At 41.2% G+C, this 18,120-nt stretch carries 19 protein-coding genes; 10 read left to right on the top strand and 9 right to left on the bottom strand.

Translation table 11 applies throughout. The features are described from left to right. The first annotated feature begins 75 nt into the window (after positions 1-75). Positions 76-888 (top strand): Cof-type HAD-IIB family hydrolase, encoded by an 813-nt coding sequence (locus SSAL8618_RS01845; protein WP_014633589.1) that lies wholly within the window; start codon positions 76-78, stop codon positions 886-888. Between the two features lie 44 nt (positions 889-932). Here SSAL8618_RS01845 and SSAL8618_RS01840 read toward each other — a convergent pair whose 3' ends face one another. After that, positions 933-1,664, bottom strand: a complete 732-nt coding sequence (locus SSAL8618_RS01840) for a cyclase family protein (RefSeq protein ID WP_038675309.1) — start codon at positions 1,662-1,664, stop codon at positions 933-935. A gap of 380 nt (positions 1,665-2,044) precedes the next feature. On the opposite strand from SSAL8618_RS01840, the gene SSAL8618_RS01835 reads away from it, so the two are divergent. From SSAL8618_RS01835 to serS, 9 genes are all read left to right on the top strand, one after another. Beyond that, positions 2,045-3,052 (top strand): PTS sugar transporter subunit IIB, encoded by a 1,008-nt coding sequence (locus SSAL8618_RS01835; protein ID WP_038675308.1) that lies wholly within the window; start codon positions 2,045-2,047, stop codon positions 3,050-3,052. Between the two features lie 17 nt (positions 3,053-3,069). Continuing rightward, a complete protein-coding gene (locus SSAL8618_RS01830; protein WP_038675307.1) occupies positions 3,070-3,870 on the top strand; it encodes a PTS mannose/fructose/sorbose transporter subunit IIC in 801 nt (266 codons plus the stop codon). Between the two features lie 15 nt (positions 3,871-3,885). Further along, positions 3,886-4,800 (top strand): PTS system mannose/fructose/sorbose family transporter subunit IID, encoded by a 915-nt coding sequence (locus SSAL8618_RS01825; RefSeq protein ID WP_038675306.1) that lies wholly within the window; start codon positions 3,886-3,888, stop codon positions 4,798-4,800. Positions 4,801-4,812: 12 nt separating this feature from the next. After that, complete coding sequence (locus tag SSAL8618_RS01820; protein WP_038675305.1) at positions 4,813-5,199, top strand: DUF956 family protein; 387 nt, start codon at positions 4,813-4,815, stop codon at positions 5,197-5,199. A 265-nt stretch (positions 5,200-5,464) separates the two neighbouring features. Beyond that, positions 5,465-6,457, top strand: a complete 993-nt coding sequence (locus tag SSAL8618_RS01815) for a PTS sugar transporter subunit IIB (protein ID WP_002883770.1) — start codon at positions 5,465-5,467, stop codon at positions 6,455-6,457. A gap of 67 nt (positions 6,458-6,524) precedes the next feature. Further along, positions 6,525-7,340 (top strand): PTS mannose/fructose/sorbose transporter subunit IIC, encoded by an 816-nt coding sequence (locus tag SSAL8618_RS01810; protein ID WP_038675304.1) that lies wholly within the window; start codon positions 6,525-6,527, stop codon positions 7,338-7,340. Positions 7,341-7,354: 14 nt separating this feature from the next. Beyond that, complete coding sequence (locus tag SSAL8618_RS01805) at positions 7,355-8,266, top strand: PTS system mannose/fructose/sorbose family transporter subunit IID (protein ID WP_002883717.1); 912 nt, start codon at positions 7,355-7,357, stop codon at positions 8,264-8,266. A gap of 79 nt (positions 8,267-8,345) precedes the next feature. Continuing rightward, entirely contained in the window at positions 8,346-8,720 is a 375-nt protein-coding gene (locus SSAL8618_RS01800) for a DUF956 family protein (protein WP_002883765.1), read from the top strand. Positions 8,721-8,929: 209 nt separating this feature from the next. Continuing rightward, on the top strand, positions 8,930-10,207 hold the full coding sequence (gene serS / locus SSAL8618_RS01795) for a serine--tRNA ligase (protein ID WP_038675303.1): 1,278 nt from the start codon (positions 8,930-8,932) through the stop codon (positions 10,205-10,207). A gap of 34 nt (positions 10,208-10,241) precedes the next feature. Here serS and SSAL8618_RS01790 read toward each other — a convergent pair whose 3' ends face one another. The 8 genes from SSAL8618_RS01790 to SSAL8618_RS01755 all read right to left on the bottom strand — a co-directional run bounded on the left by SSAL8618_RS01790 (position 10,242) and on the right by SSAL8618_RS01755 (position 17,938). After that, positions 10,242-10,871, bottom strand: coding sequence for a hypothetical protein (locus tag SSAL8618_RS01790; protein WP_038675302.1), 630 nt, complete (start codon positions 10,869-10,871; stop codon positions 10,242-10,244). Positions 10,872-10,935: 64 nt separating this feature from the next. After that, positions 10,936-12,246, bottom strand: a complete 1,311-nt coding sequence (gene der / locus SSAL8618_RS01785; protein ID WP_002886596.1) for a ribosome biogenesis GTPase Der — start codon at positions 12,244-12,246, stop codon at positions 10,936-10,938. 104 nt (positions 12,247-12,350) lie between these two features. Further along, positions 12,351-13,253 carry a primosomal protein DnaI gene (dnaI, locus tag SSAL8618_RS01780; protein WP_002883792.1) on the bottom strand — a complete coding sequence of 301 codons (903 nt, stop codon included), beginning with the start codon at positions 13,251-13,253 and terminating at the stop codon, positions 12,351-12,353. A gap of 3 nt (positions 13,254-13,256) precedes the next feature. Beyond that, positions 13,257-14,432 carry a DnaD domain protein gene (locus SSAL8618_RS01775; protein ID WP_014633897.1) on the bottom strand — a complete coding sequence of 392 codons (1,176 nt, stop codon included), beginning with the start codon at positions 14,430-14,432 and terminating at the stop codon, positions 13,257-13,259. After that, entirely contained in the window at positions 14,429-14,908 is a 480-nt protein-coding gene (gene nrdR, locus SSAL8618_RS01770; protein WP_002883820.1) for a transcriptional regulator NrdR, read from the bottom strand. The genes SSAL8618_RS01775 and nrdR overlap by 4 nt, the downstream gene beginning before the upstream one ends. Before the next feature lie 121 nt (positions 14,909-15,029). Continuing rightward, positions 15,030-16,559, bottom strand: a complete 1,530-nt coding sequence (locus SSAL8618_RS01765; RefSeq protein ID WP_014633896.1) for a HAMP domain-containing sensor histidine kinase — start codon at positions 16,557-16,559, stop codon at positions 15,030-15,032. Continuing rightward, on the bottom strand, positions 16,556-17,245 hold the full coding sequence (locus SSAL8618_RS01760) for a response regulator transcription factor (protein WP_002883757.1): 690 nt from the start codon (positions 17,243-17,245) through the stop codon (positions 16,556-16,558). Before SSAL8618_RS01760 ends, SSAL8618_RS01765 begins: the two co-directional genes overlap by 4 nt. 156 nt (positions 17,246-17,401) lie before the next feature. Beyond that, on the bottom strand, positions 17,402-17,938 hold the full coding sequence (locus SSAL8618_RS01755; RefSeq protein WP_014633893.1) for a DUF177 domain-containing protein: 537 nt from the start codon (positions 17,936-17,938) through the stop codon (positions 17,402-17,404). Between the last annotated feature and the right edge of the window lie 182 nt (positions 17,939-18,120).

The following is an 18,120-nucleotide window of genomic DNA, read 5'->3' as shown; positions in this document are numbered from 1 at the left end:
TATGAAAAACCGAACGTTCTTAGAAAGCTCTTTCTTAATCACCAACAAAGGACAGATTTTTGCTATAATAGGAACATGACAAAAAAATTGATTGCACTAGATCTTGATGGAACGCTCTTGCGCCCAGATGGAACTATTTCAGAATTTACACAAAAAACGATTAAAGACGTACAAAACAAAGGACACCAAGTCGTTATTGCTACAGGTCGTCCTTATCGTATGGCTATTGACCATTACAAAACGCTAGGGTTAGAAACACCACTCATCACTTTTAACGGCTCCTTGACCAATCTTCCAGACCAAGACTGGGCTTATGAGCATTCGGTTAAATTAGATAAGAAATATCTGATTAGCCTCTTACAACGTCATGATGAGTTAGAGATGGATTTTCTGGCTAGTGAATATCGAAAACACTTCTATATCACTATGAATCACCCAGAGCGTATTCAACCACAACTCTTTGGTGTTGATAAAATTATTGAGGCTATGCGTTTAGAACCAACTAAAATCACGCGCAACCCTAACGCTCTCCTTATGCAAACTCGTCATGAGGATAAGTACCAACTTGCCGATGACATCAAGAAGGACTTCAAGGAAGAAATTGAAGTTGATTCTTGGGGTGGCCCGCTTAATATCTTGGAATTTTCGCCTAAAGGCATAAACAAGGCCTACGCCCTAAACTACTTACTTAAGGCCATGCGCAAATCAACGGATGATCTGATTGCTTTTGGAGACGAACACAACGACACAGAGATGTTGGAACTTGCTAAAACTGGTTATGCCATGAAGAATGCTAGCTCTGTTCTTCTCCCCCACGCTAACGAACAAATTGAGTGGACTAATGAAGAGGATGGCGTTGCTCGCAAACTCCAGGAACTCTTCTTATAAATAACAAAAGACACCGAAAATTTCTTCGGTGTTTTTTCTTATGATTAAGGTAAAATAGCCACTGCACGCACTGGGGAGCCTGTCGCCTTGTCCCAGTGAGGAAATGCAATCGAAATCAAAGCACCAACGGCTGGAACTTGATCCAATTGATTCAAAACTTCTACCTGATAAATGTTTTGTTCCAAGAGGTAGTATTCGTTTACCAAGCCATGTTCTGCTGCTGGAATGCCAGCATCTGTATCAAAAGTCTCGTGACCGACAGCCTTAACCTTACGTTCATAAATCAAGAATTCTAGAGCTTCACGGCTCCACCCTGGACTCTGTTGAACCCCATTTTCATCAAGGTTGCGCATAGCATCTTGATCTGGCCAAAGCTTCGACCAATCACTACGAAAAGCGACAAAGGCCCCTTCAGTAATTTGTCCATATTCTGCTTCAAAGTCTAAGATATCTTGTTTGCTCAAAATAAAGTTTGGATTGGCAGCAACTTCTTTAGACTTGTCGATAACATAGAGTGGTAAAAGAAGATCTTTGAGAGCAATCTCATCCAACCAACGACCACCTTCTACAAAGTGAATCGGTGCATCAATATGCGTTCCGTATTGACCAACTACTGTAAATTTTTGAACATGGAAACCATCTTTTAATGTGAAAAGGTCTTCTTGTTTCAAAGCAGGAAGGGCTGGGAAATGTGGACTTTCCGCATTAATTTTGTGGGTCAAGTCAACCCATTTCTTAGATTGCAATTCATTATAAATACTTAGTAAATCTGACATAAGGAGGCCCTCTTTTCTTATAGATTTAACCTTAAATAGTTAATTGAAGAAATTATAGCAGCCAACACCAGCTATTACAAGCTTTTATCTCATTTTTTCTTAATCCTATTCCCCCTAGTTAGATATAGCTTAAAACTATACTTAACACTTATTGTCTGAAAAAAAAGTATATTTGCAATAATTTGATGTTTTTTTTCAATTATATGACACTTTTGTTACGAAAACCATTGACAAATTCATGGTAACGTTCTATAATTAGAGTGTTCTAATTTTCGAGGGACTAAAAAAAATATTGTTGTCATTTTCATGTCATGAATGCTAATACCAATAATCATTTTTCTATTCCTAAGAAACAATATATAAAAGGAGGAAGAACACTAATGGGTATCGGTATTATTATTGCTAGCCATGGTAAATTCGCTGAAGGTATTCACCAATCAGGTTCTATGATTTTTGGTGAACAAGAGAAAGTTCAAGTGGTTACTTTCATGCCAAATGAAGGTCCTGACGACTTGTACGCTCACTTCAAAGATGCCATTGCTCAATTTGACGCTGACGACGAAATTCTAGTCCTTGCAGACCTTTGGTCTGGATCACCATTTAACCAGGCAAGCCGAATTAAGGAAGAAAATCCTGATCGCAAGATGGTTATCGTGACAGGACTCAACTTACCAATGCTTATCCAAGCATATACGGAACGTATGGTAGCTCCTGATGCTGGGGTTGAAGAGATTGTCGCTAACATTTATAAGGAAACAAAAGAAGGCGTTAAAGTCCTTCCAGAAGGCCTTATTCCTGAAGAAGACACTAAACCAGCAGACGCTAAACCTTCTATTCCTAAGGGTACCATTCCTGAAGGAACAGTACTTGGTGATGGAAAAATCAAATACGTTTTGGCTCGTGTTGACACACGTCTCCTCCACGGTCAGGTTGCGACTGGTTGGACTCACTCAACTCACCCAGACCGTATCATCGTTGTTTCAGACACTGTTTGTCATGATAAACTTCGTACAAACATGATTAAACAAGCCGCTCCATCTGGTGTTCAAGTTCACGTTATCCCAATTAAAAACATGGTTAAAGCAAACAATGACCCACGTTTTGGTGATACACGTGCTATGCTTCTCTTTGAATCTGTTGAAGATGCTCTTGCTGCTGTTAAAGCAGGTGTTGATGTTAAAGAAATCAACCTTGGTTCTTCAGCTTATAAAGAAGGAAAAGTCAACGTTACTAAGGCTCTTTCATTTGACCAAACAGATGTGGATGCTATCAAAGAGTTGCAATCATTGGGTGTCAAATTTGACGTTCGTGGGGTACCAAGTGATAGCCCAGCAAACGTTGATACCTTGATTAAGTCAGCTGAAACTAAATTAGCAGAGAAGAAATAATTTTGGAGGATGCATAAATGAGTTTAGTACAAATTATTTTAGTCGTAATTGTTGCTTTCATCATCGGTTGTAGCTCAGTTAACGACCAAATCGAAACATACCAGCCAGTTGTGGCTTGTTCCCTTATCGGTCTTGTTACTGGTCATCTCGAACTCGGCGTAATGTTGGGTGGTAGCTTACAGTTGATCACTTCGGGATGGGCTAACGTTGGTGCTGCCATGGCACCAGATGCCTCACTTGCCGCTGTAGCCTCTACAATCATCCTTATCTTGGGTGGTCAAGGAGCTAAAGGAATTGGTCCTGCCATCGCCCTTGCGGTACCTTTAGCTGTTGCCGGCCTTGCCTTGACAATGTTTGTCCGTACAGCAACTGTTTTCATCTCTCATATTATGGATAGCCGTGCAGAAGCTGCTGATATCGCTGGTGTTGAAAGATGGCATTTCATCGGTATGGCCCTCCAAGGTCTCCGTGTTGCTATCCCTGCCCTCCTCTTGCTCTTGATTCCTGCACACATCGTACAATCTGGTCTTGAAGCTATGCCTGAATGGTTAACATCAGGTATGACAATCGGTGGTGGTATGGTTGTAGCCGTTGGTTATGCCATGGTTATCAACATGATGTCTAGTCGCGAAGTTTGGCCATTCTTCTTCCTTGGTTTTGCTTTGGCTGCCCTCAAAGAATTGACCTTGATTAGCTTGGGTATCATCGGTCTCTGCCTTGCCGTTATGTACCTTGCACTTGAAGCTAGTGGTTCATTGGGTTCTTCAAACGACGGAGGATCAGGTGATCCCCTCGGTGAAATTCTGGAAGACTTTTAATTAGGAGGAAAGAAAATGGCTGATTCAAAAATTAAATTAACAAAAGCAGATCGTTTCAAAGCTTTCTTGCGCTCATACTTCCTTTTAGCTTCATTCAACTATGAACGTATGCAAAATGGTGGTGTGGCTTACACCCTTATTCCTGCAATCAAAAAACTTTATCAAACTAAAGAAGAACGTGCTGCTGCTCTTAAACGTCACTTGGAATTCTTTAATACACAACCTTTCATGGCTAACCCAATCTTTGGGGTTACACTTGCCTTGGAAGAAGAACGTGCCAACGGTGCTGAGATCGATGATGCGGCTATCTCAGGGGTTAAGGTCGGTATGATGGGACCTCTTGCAGGTGCCGGTGACCCTCTCTTCTGGTTTACCCTTCGTCCAATCTTCCTTTCACTAGGAGCAGGTTTGGCAGTTTCAGGTAACGTCCTAGGCCCAATCGTCTTCTTCGTTCTCTGGAACGTTATGGTTGCCGCTGTTAAATGGTATACTCAAGAATTCGGTTATAGAGCTGGTGCTGCTATTACAGACGACGTGTCTGGTAACCTTCTTCAACAAGTAACTCGTGGCGCATCAATGATGGGGATGTTCGTTATCGGTTCTCTTATCCAACGTTGGGTAAACATTACCTTTACACCAGTTGTCTCTACTGTTAAACAACAAGAAGGAGCTTATATCGATTGGGATAAACTTCCAAAAGGTATTGCCGGTGTTAAAGAAGCCTTCCATCAACAAGCTGCCGGTCGCTCTCTTGACGTTAACAAAGTGACAACCTTGCAAGATAACTTGAACCAATTGATTCCTGGTCTTGCTGCCCTTGGTTTGACTTTCCTCTGTATGTACCTTCTTAAGAGAAAAGTTTCTCCAATCGTTATCATCTTGGGTATCTTTGTCCTAGCTATTGTGCTCCACATTATTGGTCTACTCTAATCGGAGCAAGGTATGGTTAAATCGCTCAATACGGAAATAGCTCACACATCAAAGGGAACTTGGTTTCGTGAGGGGCCTATTTACGGAAATATCATGGTCGGAGATAAGGCTTTCGAATTTTACAATGATACGAAGTTGCAAGACTACGTTCAAATTCCTTGGGATGAAATCACTTATGTGATCGTCGATGTTTACTTCGGTGGTAAATTCATCCCACGCTTTGAAATCCGTACTAAGCAAAATGGACGTTTCCGTTTTGCCAGTCGAAAAAGCCGAATAACTTTGAAAGAAATTCAAAAAAGAATTCCTCGAGAAAGTTTACGAAAAGCACCTAGCTTTATCGCTGTCCTCAAACAAGGCTTTAAAAATCTTTTCCGACTCATTGTCAAGAAGAAATAATCTCCGAATATTATAAAAAGATTGTCCAATCTAATGGTTGGGCAATCTTTTTATAATATTTTGCTCATTTTTGAAAGAGTTTGACTTCTTTTGAAATTTTATCTCACTAGCTATTGACATTTTCTTGAAAGCGTTTTAGAATATAATTGTTCTTGATTTCTTATGTTTAAAAAGATTGAGAGACGCTTTTTTTAGCGTCTTGATAAAAATCGGAGATAGTCTTTTTAAGCCTAGGAAAAAATAATTTATAAGGAGGAGAACACGAATGGGTATCGGTATTATTATTGCCAGCCATGGTAAGTTCGCTGAAGGAATCCACCAATCAGGCTCTATGATTTTTGGAGACCAAGAGAAAGTTCAAGTCGTAACTTTCATGCCAAGTGAAGGTCCTGATGACTTGTACGCTCACTTCAACGACGCCATTGCACAATTCGATGCTGATGATGAAATTCTTGTTTTGGCTGACCTTTGGTCTGGTTCACCATTTAACCAAGCCAGTCGAATTGCTGGAGAAAATCCAGATCGCAAGATTGCTATCATCACAGGACTTAACTTGCCAATGCTTATCCAAGCATACACTGAACGTATGATGGATGCTAACGCTACTGCAGAGCAAGTTGCTGCTAATATCATCAAGGAAGCTAAGGGTGGTATCAAGGCACTTCCAGAGGAGCTTAATCCAGCTGAGGAAACAACAGCAGCTCCTGTAGAAGCTGCTGCACCTCAAGGAGCTATCCCAGAAGGGACAGTTATCGGAGATGGTAAACTCAAGATTAACTTGGCACGTTTGGACACACGTCTCTTGCATGGTCAAGTAGCAACTAACTGGACACCTGCTTCTAAAGCAGACCGTATCATTGTTGCTTCAGACGACGTTGCTAAAGATGAGCTTCGTAAAGAATTGATCAAACAAGCAGCACCAAATGGGGTTAAAGCAAACGTTGTTCCAATTCAAAAATTGATTGATGCTTCTAAGGACCCTCGCTTTGGTAACACACACGCGCTTATCTTGTTCGAAACTGTTCAAGACGCACTTCGTGCTATCGAAGGTGGCGTGCCAATCAAAGAACTTAACGTTGGTTCTATGGCTCACTCAACTGGTAAAACAATGGTTAACAACGTTTTGTCTATGGACAAAGACGATGTCGCTTGCTTCGAAAAATTGCGTGACCTTGGCGTTGAATTCGACGTCCGTAAGGTACCAAATGATTCTAAGAAAGATTTGTTCGACCTTATCAAAAAAGCTAACGTTCAATAACCTTCATTCGGATAAATTAGTTGATACTCTCAGCTAATCACAACTCAATAGAAAAGGAATTATTACCATGTCAGATATGTCAATTATTTCTGCAATTTTGGTCGTAGTTGTTGCCTTCCTTGCTGGTCTTGAAGGTATCCTTGACCAATTCCAATTCCACCAACCACTTGTTGCATGTACCCTCATCGGTGCTGCTACAGGTAACCTCACTGCAGGTATCATGCTTGGTGGTTCTCTTCAAATGATCGCCCTTGCTTGGGCTAATATCGGTGCCGCTGTCGCTCCTGACGCTGCCCTTGCCTCTGTTGCTGCTGCCATTATTTTGGTTAAAGGTGGTAACTTCACAACTGAAGGTATCGGTGTTGCGACTGCAACAGCTATCCCACTTGCAGTTGCCGGTCTCTTCCTAACTATGCTTGTTCGTACAGCATCTGTTGCCCTTGTTCACGCTGCAGATAAAGCTGCAGAAAGCGGAAACATCGCTGGTGTTGAACGTGCACACTACCTCGCCCTCCTTCTTCAAGGTTTGCGTATCGCCGTGCCAGCTGCCCTTCTTCTTGCTATCCCAGCACAATCTGTTCAACATGCCCTTGGATTGATGCCTGACTGGCTCAACCACGGTATGGTTGTCGGTGGTGGTATGGTCGTAGCCGTTGGTTACGCCATGGTTATCAACATGATGGCAACTCGTGAAGTTTGGCCATTCTTCGCCATCGGTTTTGCTTTTGCTGCTATTAGCCAATTGACACTTATCGCTCTTGGTGCTATCGGTGTCGCTATTGCCTTCATCTACCTCAACCTTTCTAAACAAGGTGGCGGAAATGGTGGCGGAACTTCATCTGGTTCTGGCGACCCAATCGGCGATATCTTGGAAGACTACTAGGAAGGGGTGCTCTCATGGCTGAAAAAATTCAATTATCTCAAGCGGATCGTAAAAAGGTTTGGTGGCGCTCACAATTCTTGCAAGGTTCATGGAACTATGAACGTATGCAAAACTTGGGTTGGGCTTACTCACTCATTCCTGCTATTAAAAAACTCTATACTAACAAAGAAGACCAAGCCGCAGCTCTTAAACGTCACTTGGAATTCTTCAATACCCACCCTTACGTAGCTGCTCCTATCATGGGTGTTACCTTGGCTCTTGAAGAAGAAAAAGCTAACGGTACTGACATCGAAGATGCTGCTATCCAAGGGGTTAAAATCGGTATGATGGGACCTCTTGCCGGTATCGGTGACCCTGTTTTCTGGTTCACAGTTCGTCCTATCCTTGGTGCCCTTGGTGCATCATTGGCACAAGCTGGTAACATCGCTGGTCCACTTATCTTCTTCATCGGTTGGAACCTTATCCGTATGGCCTTCTTGTGGTACACTCAAGAACTTGGTTACAAAGCAGGTTCAGAAATCACTAAAGACATGTCTGGTGGTATCTTGAAAGATATTACTAAAGGGGCATCAATCCTTGGTATGTTCATCTTGGCTGTCCTTGTTGAACGTTGGGTATCTATCGTCTTCACTGTAAACCTTCCAGGTAAAGTTTTGTCTAAAGGTGCCTATATCGAATGGCCTAAAGGCAATGTTAGCGGTGACCAACTTAAGACTATCCTCGGCCAAGTTAATGACAAACTTAGCTTCGATAAGATTCAAGTTGATACCCTCCAAAAACAATTGGATTCATTGATTCCAGGTTTGATGGGACTTCTCCTTACTTTTGCATGTATGTGGTTGCTTAAGAAGAAAGTTTCACCAATCACAATCATCATCGGACTCTTTGTAGTTGGTATTGTTGCAAGCTTCTTCGGAATCATGTAAAAAAGAGTAAGAGTTTAGCAAAGCTGAACTCTTTTCTTATGCTATAATAAAGGTACTACAATCAAAAAGCGAGATAGATATGGCACAATCACTAAACAAAACAGTTGAATTGCATACAACAGGCGTTTCCTACATGGCTATCGGGGGGAAAGTCGGCAAATTTCTAATCGGAGATGTGGCTCTTGAATTCTACCCAGATGTCAATGTCGAGCAATACATTCAAATCCCATGGACTAGCATTACTCAAATCGGTGCGAATGTATCAGGAAAGAGAATTAGCCGTCACTTTGAAGTGTTGACAGACAAGAGCAAATTCCTCTTTGCTTCTAAAGATTCTGGGAAGATTCTAAAAATTGCTAGGGAACACCTTGGCAATGAAAAAGTCGTCAAGCTACCAACTCTCATTCAAACTATTGGCGCTCGACTCAAAGGTTTATTTGCCAAAAAATCATAATTTTTGTATAATATAACAGACGGATAAGTACTAGCTAGACTCTTACAGAAAGCCTGCGGTTGCTGCGAGCAGGTAGGGTTAACCTACGAAATTCTACCGTTTCTAATAATTAAAAACATAAACAAGTGCACTCCTGTGAAGTTGGATGGAACCGTGGCCTATGTCACTCCAACACTTTCACTGGAGTGTTTTACTTTTTGGAGGAACTTATGTTAGATGTAAAACGTATTCGTAACGACTTCGATGCCCTTGCCGAAAAATTAGCTACACGTGGTGTCGCTGCTGAAACTTTAAATGAACTTAAAGAGCTTGATGTTAAACGTCGCGAACTTCTTATCAAATCTGAAGAACTCAAAGCTCAACGTAATATCGCTTCAGATGGTATCGCTCAAGCTAAGCGTAACAAAGAAGATGCTTCCGAACAAATCGCAGCAATGCAAAAAGTCTCTGCAGCAATTAAGGAAATTGATGCAGAACTTGCTGCTATCGATGAGAAGCTTAATGCTATCGTTGTGACACTTCCAAACACACCAAATGACTCTGTCCCTGTAGGTGCTGACGAAGACGAAAACGTAGAAGTTCGTCGTTGGGGAACACCTCATGACTTTGATTTTGAAGTTAAAGCTCACTGGGATCTTGGGGAAGACCTTGGTATCCTAGATTGGGAACGTGGTGCTAAAGTCACTGGTTCTCGCTTCCTCTTCTACAAAGGCCTTGGAGCAAAATTGGAACGTGCAATCTACAACTTCATGTTGGATGAGCACGCTAAAGAAGGTTACACTGAGATGATCACACCTTACATGGTTAACCACGACTCAATGTTCGGTACTGGTCAATATCCAAAATTCAAGGAAGATACTTTCGAGCTTGACGGTACTGACTATGTCCTTATCCCAACAGCCGAAGTTCCTTTGACAAACTACTACCGTGGTGAAATCCTTGACGGTAAGGAATTGCCAATCTACTTTACTGCTATGAGTCCTTCATTCCGTTCAGAAGCTGGTTCAGCTGGTCGTGATACACGTGGTTTGATTCGTCTTCACCAATTCCACAAGGTTGAAATGGTCAAATTCTCAAAACCTGAAGACTCTTATGATGAATTGGAAAAAATGGTAGTTAACGCTGAAAACATTCTTCAAAAACTTAACTTGCCATACCGTGTCATCACTTTGTGTACTGGCGATATGGGATTCTCAGCTGCGAAAACTTACGATTTGGAAGTTTGGATTCCAGCACAAAACACTTACCGCGAAATTTCTTCATGTTCAAACACAGAAGATTTCCAAGCCCGTCGTGCACAAATCCGTTACCGTGACGAAGCTGATGGTAAGGTAAAACTTCTTCACACTCTTAACGGTTCAGGACTTGCTGTTGGACGTACAGTAGCCGCTATCCTTGAAAACTACCAAAACGAAGATGGTTCAGTAACTATCCCTGAAGTTCTTCGCCCTTACATGGGTGGTGCTGAAGTGATTTCACCAAAATAACAAGGAAAATCTCCAGAAAGAACCTGGAGATTTTTTAGTTTTGATTAGCTTCCTCGTAGTATGGTTTCAACTTATAGAATCCATCAGTAAGTTCTTCTACCAATTCTTCCATTGTTTCACTAGCAGTCACTGTCACATCATACTTGACCAACACCTTACGAACACGACCATCTCTAACTGCTTCTTTAAGCATCTGGCGATTCTCTTCAGTTCCTTCCACACGATGACTGACACCATCTTCTTGAGCAAAATAGTAAAGTGGAAAAGCAATCGGTAAGTCTAGGACCTTATGTTGCTTAGCTAGAGTAGTATCTGATTTTTTACGTTCGACAAAGCTAACTTCTACTGAAATCCCCCATTTTTCAGGCTGACCATAAAGTCGAATCGCCATGGCCACATCGTCTAAACTATCCTCAGGGGCCCTGTAATAGCACCAAAAGTGTGGCCGACATATTTGTGCCTGATTGGCCCAATTACTGACACGATCCATCTTAAAGGGCACCAAACGCTCCTCTAGAAGTTTTGCTAAAGTCTGCATCTCCTTACGAGCTGCTTGACCAAGTGCCTTGAGCCCTTCCATCTCTTCCTGATGTGGACCCGCTTTTTCAGGTTTGATATATTTAACCCCTTGTTTTGATAAATAAGCTTGAATATTTTCTAACATCGCTTTCTCCTTACAATGACAAAAGACCAACCCATAAAGATTCTATTCTGGTTGGTCTCCTTTTTTATTTACGTTTACGAGCAATCAAGTGGATTGGTGTTCCCTCAAAACCAAAGGCCTGACGAATTTGATTTTCTAAGAAACGCATGTATGAGAAGTGCATAAGCTCTTCTTCATTGACAAAGATAACAAATGTTGGTGGTTTAACCGAAACTTGTGTGCCATAGAAAATCTTAAGGCGTTTTCCTTTGTCAGTTGGTGTTGGGTTGATGGCAATGGCATCCATGATAACATCATTCAAAACAGCTGATGAAATACGACGATTTTGACTCTCACTGATGCGTTTAATCATCTCTGGCAACTTGTTAAGACGTTGTTTCGTCTCAGCCGATACAAAGATAATTGGTGCATAGCTCAAAAATTGGAACTGATCACGGATATCTGCTTCCCAGTTAGCAACGGTATGATTGTCCTTCTTAATCGTATCCCATTTGTTAACTACGATGATAATCCCTTTACCAGCTTCATGGGCAAAACCAGCGATACGCTTGTCATACTCACGGATACCTTCTTCGGCATTGATAACCATAAGGACGATATCAGAACGGTCAATGGCACGCATTGAACGCATGACAGAGTATTTCTCCGTATTTTCATAAACCTTACCAGATTTACGCATACCAGCGGTGTCAATCATGGTATACTCTTGACCTTCACTGTCCACAAAGTTTGTATCAATGGCATCTCGAGTCGTACCAGCAATCGGGCTAGCAATCACTCGGTCCTCGCCCAAAATGGCGTTAATCAAGCTTGATTTTCCGACGTTTGGACGTCCAATCAAACTAAAACGAATGATATCTGGATTTTCTTCTTCAACTTCTGTTGGAAGATTTTCAACGATAGCATCGAGAACATCCCCTGTACCAATACCGTGAACAGATGAAACTGGATAAGGATCACCAAGACCAAGTGAATAGAAATCATAGATATCTGCACGCATCTCAGGGTTATCCACTTTATTTACCGCCAAGATAACTGGCTTGTTGGTCTTATAGAGAATACGGGCAACATACTCATCCGCATCTGTCACACCTTCCTTACCTGAAACGACAAAGACAATAACGTCAGCTTCGGTCATGGCAATGTCAGCTTGGTGCTTGATTTGTTCCATAAATGGTGCATCAACATCATCGATACCACCAGTATCAATCAAGCTAAACTGGCGATTCAGCCATTCAGCAGAAGTATAAATACGGTCACGTGTTACCCCTTCAACGTCTTCGACGATAGAGATACGTTCACCCGCAATTCGGTTAAATAGGGTCGATTTCCCAACGTTTGGGCGACCCACGATAGCAACTGTAGGTAATGTCATATGTTTAAGTCCCTGATTAAATAGGGATTCCTTTCTTCATTTAGCAGTCTTACTTCCACCAAGGAAAGCAAACTCTCTTATTCTTTATTATTAATAGATTCAACTTAACGGCGATTAACACCCTTCAAGTGAACCTCTTTGGCAAGAAAACGAATACGCTCCATCACACGTTTGGCCTGCCAAGTCTCATCTCCTTGACGTCCATTGGATAGCTTCGCTTCTAGATCCGCAAAACTATAGTTAGACGTAAAGAAGGTAGGCAGCTCCTCAATCATACGATGCTGGAGGATAACTTGCAAAACATCATCTCTAATCCAAGAAGAGAATTGTTCTGCACCGATATCATCTAGAACCAAAACTTCCGCCTGTTTGACAGCATCAATTTGTTCCTTGACTGAACCATCCTTGATTCCATTTTTTACATCAATAGTAAATGATGGGTAATGAATAATGGTCGTAGCAACCTTCTTGGTCTCTGAAAGTTCATGAGCCATAGCAGCCAACATGAAGGATTTTCCAACCCCCATGTCTCCGTAGATATAAAGGCCTTTCTGGTCTGGACTAGGGTAATTCGCCACAAAATCCACAAGACTCTCAAAAGTATCAACACGAGCCACATCATCTAGAGCAATGTCCGCAAAGGTAATCTTACGATATGACTGAGGCAGACTCACCAAATTAATCCGTTTAGCAATAGCCTGCTGTTCTTGTTGCTCTTTAAGTTGACGCGTTTCCTTATAGGTTACGTCAGCGTAGCCCTCATTCATGGTCAGAATCGGCTCATACCCTTTAGCAATATAAGAGGCATCACCTTCTTTGACCTTACGGCATTCCACTAGGAATTGATTAAACTTAGGTAGACTACGCTTAATTTCATCCTGGCTTAGACTATGCTCTTGAATAAAGCTAGCCACTCTCGGATCCGCCAAGATTTGCTTAGTTAAATCTGTTGCATTGCCAGACCCATGATGTCCCGTTCGATTTAGGGTTTGTCCAACTCTTTCCATAGGCTACTCCTTTCCTTTTTCTAGTTTGGCCAAAGCCCGACGTCTAATCTCGTCCAACTTGGCCTGATCAGCCTGACTGGTCTGATTATCGTAATCAGGATTACTCCAGCTTGGCACATTTGTTTTCTTCTTAGATTCAGCTTTTGCTTGCTGTGATTTCTTATCGTAACCACTACGCAAGGCTAAAAGCCCTTGTTCTGCAGTGATAATCTTCTTAAAGGCAAAATCGTTGGCAAGTTTAGAGATATACTCTCGGTTCACATTCGTTGAACGTGTCCGTCCCAAACTATAGGCAACCATGAGGTTAATGACCTCATCCATAAAGCCTCTTTGTGCCAAATCCGTGAGAATCTGCTTCTCAGAATTAGTCACAGTCCCGCTTGGGCCTTTAGCACTTTGCAAGTAATCTATAGGCTTTTCGGACCTAACCGCTTTAAGAATCTTTTTCTCCGTCTCCGTCAAAGCAGAATCACCACCCAATGTTTGAGCTTGGGCCTGCTCTAATTGCACCTGCATACGCTTGACAATAATCTGGTGGTTCACGGCTGTCTTTTTCGCTAATAGATAGGTGTCATACCAATTCATGCCATGAGTTTCAGACAATTTATAGATTTCTGGCACATCTGTCTTTTCATCTGTAAATACAAGTCCGTCAGCCTGCATACGATTCCTGAAACTGCTTAAATCAAATGAATTTTTGGGCTTGATTTCAGACACAGACTTTTGAGCCAAACGCTCATCGGTAAAGACATCCGAAAAACGTTTAGATAAATCTTGCAAGCCTTGTAGACCTGCCGGTTTCAAAGCGTCTACTGCTGGTTCACTAATCTTTTGCTCGAGAAGTGAACTATAAACGGCATGTTTTAGAAACTGCTCAATTGATAAGGGAGACTTAAGCTCTATAACATAAAACCCTTGAGGTGACTGGTAAAAGGCCAAGAGATCTACTGCTGTCAGAACCGCCAGTGCTTCCTGAAGGGGTTGCATTCCAAAGTTAAGGTGATTCAGAATAGCCGCAAACTTATGGCGGTGATTACCATTGTCATAAAAAGCCACGAAATACTGGTAAAGAGCGTATCCCTCACCTCCAATAATGGGATAATAGCAACGCATCAAACTTGCCTGATCGGGAACGATAACCTGATTGCCAACATAGACAAATTCTTCAATAGGTCTCATTTTTTAGACTCTTTTTTCGCACGTACAGTCTTGGTGATTTCTTGAAGCAACTCTTCAATCTCATCAACATCTTTGAAAGAACGGTAGACACTGGCAAAACGTACATAAGTAATCTCATCAAGGTCAGCGAGTTCTTTCATCACTAAATTCCCAATGACATCACTATCAACCTCTCCATCATGGTTACGGCGAATGTTTTGCTCAATACGGGTGATGGCATTTTCGATATCCTCACTAGAAACCGGACGCTTCTGAGCACTCATCAAGATACCATTGAAAATCTTATCGCGAGAGAATTGTTCACGAGTACCGTCTTTTTTGACAACCAAAAGTGGAACTTCTTCCACACGCTCAAATGTTGTAAAACGAGCATGACAAGAATCACACTCACGACGCCGACGAATGGTATTCCCATCCTCTGCCTGACGACTATCGATAACACTAGATTTATTGTGTTGACATTTTGGACAACGCATGCACTTCACCACCAATCTTTGAAATTCGGTACTCTATTTTACCATAAAAACACATAAAAAGCACGCCCTAAACGAGGCGTGCTCATGACCAAGAATCACTCTAAGTCTCTTATAAATTGATTTAAAGCTCAAGTTGAGGTGTCGTCGTTTCTCCATCTGCAAATGGAATGTAAAGGTCGAAACGTGTTCCAACACCAAGTTCAGAACTAACATCGATACGGCAGCGATAAGCTTCCACAATTTGGTAAAGAATTGACAAACCAATACCAACACCAGATTGCGTTGTTGTACGATTACGTGCCTTATCTGAACGGTAGAAGCGCTCAAAGATATGCTCAATATCTTCTTTAGAGATCCCTTCACCATTATCTTGCACTTGCACCAACATTTCATCTTCCAGAGCCTTAATTGTAACCTGGATTTCCTTGTTAACAGGAGAATACTTGACCGCATTATCAATCAAAATCGTAATCGCCTGTTCAAAGTGTTGGCTGTAAATCTGTGCAGGGCGCTCTGAACTCTCGAAATCATTGAGATAGAATTGGTAATCTTCATGCAAGACACGGAAGTTACCAATAACCGTACGGATTGAAGAATTCAAATCACAAGTATCGTTTCTGTGATTTTCAAATGACCCTTTGACACGGATAGAATCCAACATGTCATTAATCATAATCGTCATACGGTTGGCCTCGTGACTGGCAGCCTCAAGACTTTCCTCAAGAATCTCAGGGTCATTTTTACCCCAACGTTGCAAGAGGTCCATATGCCCCTTGATAACCGCAATCGGTGTACGCAATTCATGACTGACGTCACTCAAGAAACGCATCTGCATCTGATTATTTTCTTGGATTTTATCCATCATACGGTTAAAGTTAACCGCCAAATCACCAATTTCATCGTGACTTTCAATCTTAGAACGAAGTTCCAAATCACTTGGCGAATCGGTGATAACTCCCATCGTTTCGTGCAACTGTCTCATCGGACGAAGAATAGATGTCAAGACAACTACAGTCGCTGCGATAACTAGGACCGTCATCCCCACTTCTAGGAAAATCAATAAGAAAATCAAACGCTCTTTCAGAGCATAATAGAATTCCAAATCATGGAAGATTTGGGCATAACCAACGATGGTCTTTTTATCTTTACCGTAGATTGGAACTTGCAGCAAGAAACCACGCTTCCCTTTATAGGAAACTGACTTCAATTTGTTTACCTCGGACATACCTGGAGGCGAGTCTGTGTTCTCCTCAGAAGTAAAGATAAACGTTCCCTTTTTGTCATAAACAAAAACAGATTGGTTAGAATATAATTTATTAGAAATCGCAACCTGACCATCCAAAGAGTGCTTTTCGGAAAGCACACCATTAATGATCGATGCATAGATATTTTTAGGCGAATAAAGGGCAGCTAAAAGCGGTTCTGGACTCAACTCTTCGTCGGAGTCCCAGTCCTTTTCTATATAAGTAACAACTTTTGAGATTGTAGTGTTTACATTTTGACGTTCACGTTGTAAAAGTAGTGTATTGGCTGAGAAAATAACAACCAGAGTGAACATCGACAATACAAGAAAGAAGACCACAGCAGTTGTCATGGTCAACTTTTTTCTAATGGTTACTTTACCAAATAATTTATCTTGTAATTTACTCATTTTTCACGGATAACGTAACCCATTCCTCGTACTGTTTGAATATATGATTCCTTACCTGGAACGTCGATTTTTCCACGCAAGTAACGAATATAAACATCTACCACGTTTGTTTCGATGGCGTCATCATATTTCCAAACTTGAAGCAAGAGTTCCTCACGGGTCATCACTTGGTTCATATTGCTCAAAAGTGTGTTCAACAAATCAAACTCACGTTTTGTCAATGGAATTGCTTCATCACCACGAACAACTGTACGGTTTTGAACATCCAATTTCAAATCACGATAAGTTGATGCTTTGGCTGGTGCATTCTTAGCAGCTTCGATATCTTGGCGACGGAAGGTTGCACGGATACGTGCCAACAATTCTTCAATCGCAAATGGTTTTACAATATAGTCATCAGCACCGCGGTCCAAACCAGCAACAATGTCCATGATTGAATCGCGAGCTGTCATCATCATAATATAAGTATCTTTTTCTTGTTGGAGACGACGTGTTACTTCAAAACCGTCCATCTCAGGCAACATAAGGTCCAAGAGAATAAGATCGAAATCTTTCTCGAGTGCCATTTCAAGTCCTTCGCGTCCGTTGTCTGCTGTCACAACGTCGTATCCTTCGTGTTGAAGTTCAAGAGAGACAAAACGAGCAAGGTTTTTCTCATCTTCAACAATCAAAATGCGTTTGCTCATAATAAGTATTTACCACTTTCTTAAAATTTTTTGACTTCCATTTCCCTTAAAAAGTCTGTAGATTTACCCAATGAATAAATCCGAAAATTAACTTCTAATGATATAATAATATAGATTTTTAAAATTGTCAAACATTTTTAGTTTGTTTTTTTTGAATTAATTTTCATCAAAGAGACCGTTCAATTGGGCAAAGGGATTACTTGCCTCTTTTTTCTCCTGTTGAAGTGCGGCAAAGTCCTCTTCTGATAAGACTTCCCAGTCATTCCCAGAGAGCGAAATTTGTCCTGATTCTTCCTCAGGTGTTAGTACTCTCAAAGGAATATTAAGAAGAATATTATCTAGAATACTCTCATCAAGATTAATAGTATCCCCATCCAAGATAAGAACTAGATTTTCTTCGACTAATTCTTTTTGAAGAGCAGCATCTGCCTCTTGTATAAAGGTTTCTGAAACCGGATAGTTAAATCTAAGGGTCACAGGTTCAAGTGAACGGCTAGATGGCAAGGTAATATCATAGCTAAGTTGATAATCCAAAAGGTACAAACCATTGTCATAGGCTACCTGCCCACTTGCTTGAATCTGTTCAAGATTTAAAACTTGATCATAGCGTTCTTTAATAGACTCCAACAAAGAAGGTGCTTCGTTAAAGGCGAGCCCTTCTGGAGACTTTCTAACTTCTGAAAGGTAAATCATTTTTAATCCTCAAATTAAATTTCCCCATAGGGGTCTATTTTCAATCCACAAGACCATAATCCCCTACATTCACTTTTCATTAGAGAGCATGATTATGATTTTAGACTTAATTAGTATTATATCAAATTTTTAAGAAAAAATAACACCTTTAATATTACATATTTCTTAAACTTAGAACTTTT

It is taken from the genome of Streptococcus salivarius (assembly GCF_000785515.1).
GTDB lineage: Bacteria > Bacillota > Bacilli > Lactobacillales > Streptococcaceae > Streptococcus > Streptococcus salivarius.
This window is presented reverse-complemented; position numbering and strand designations above follow the sequence as displayed.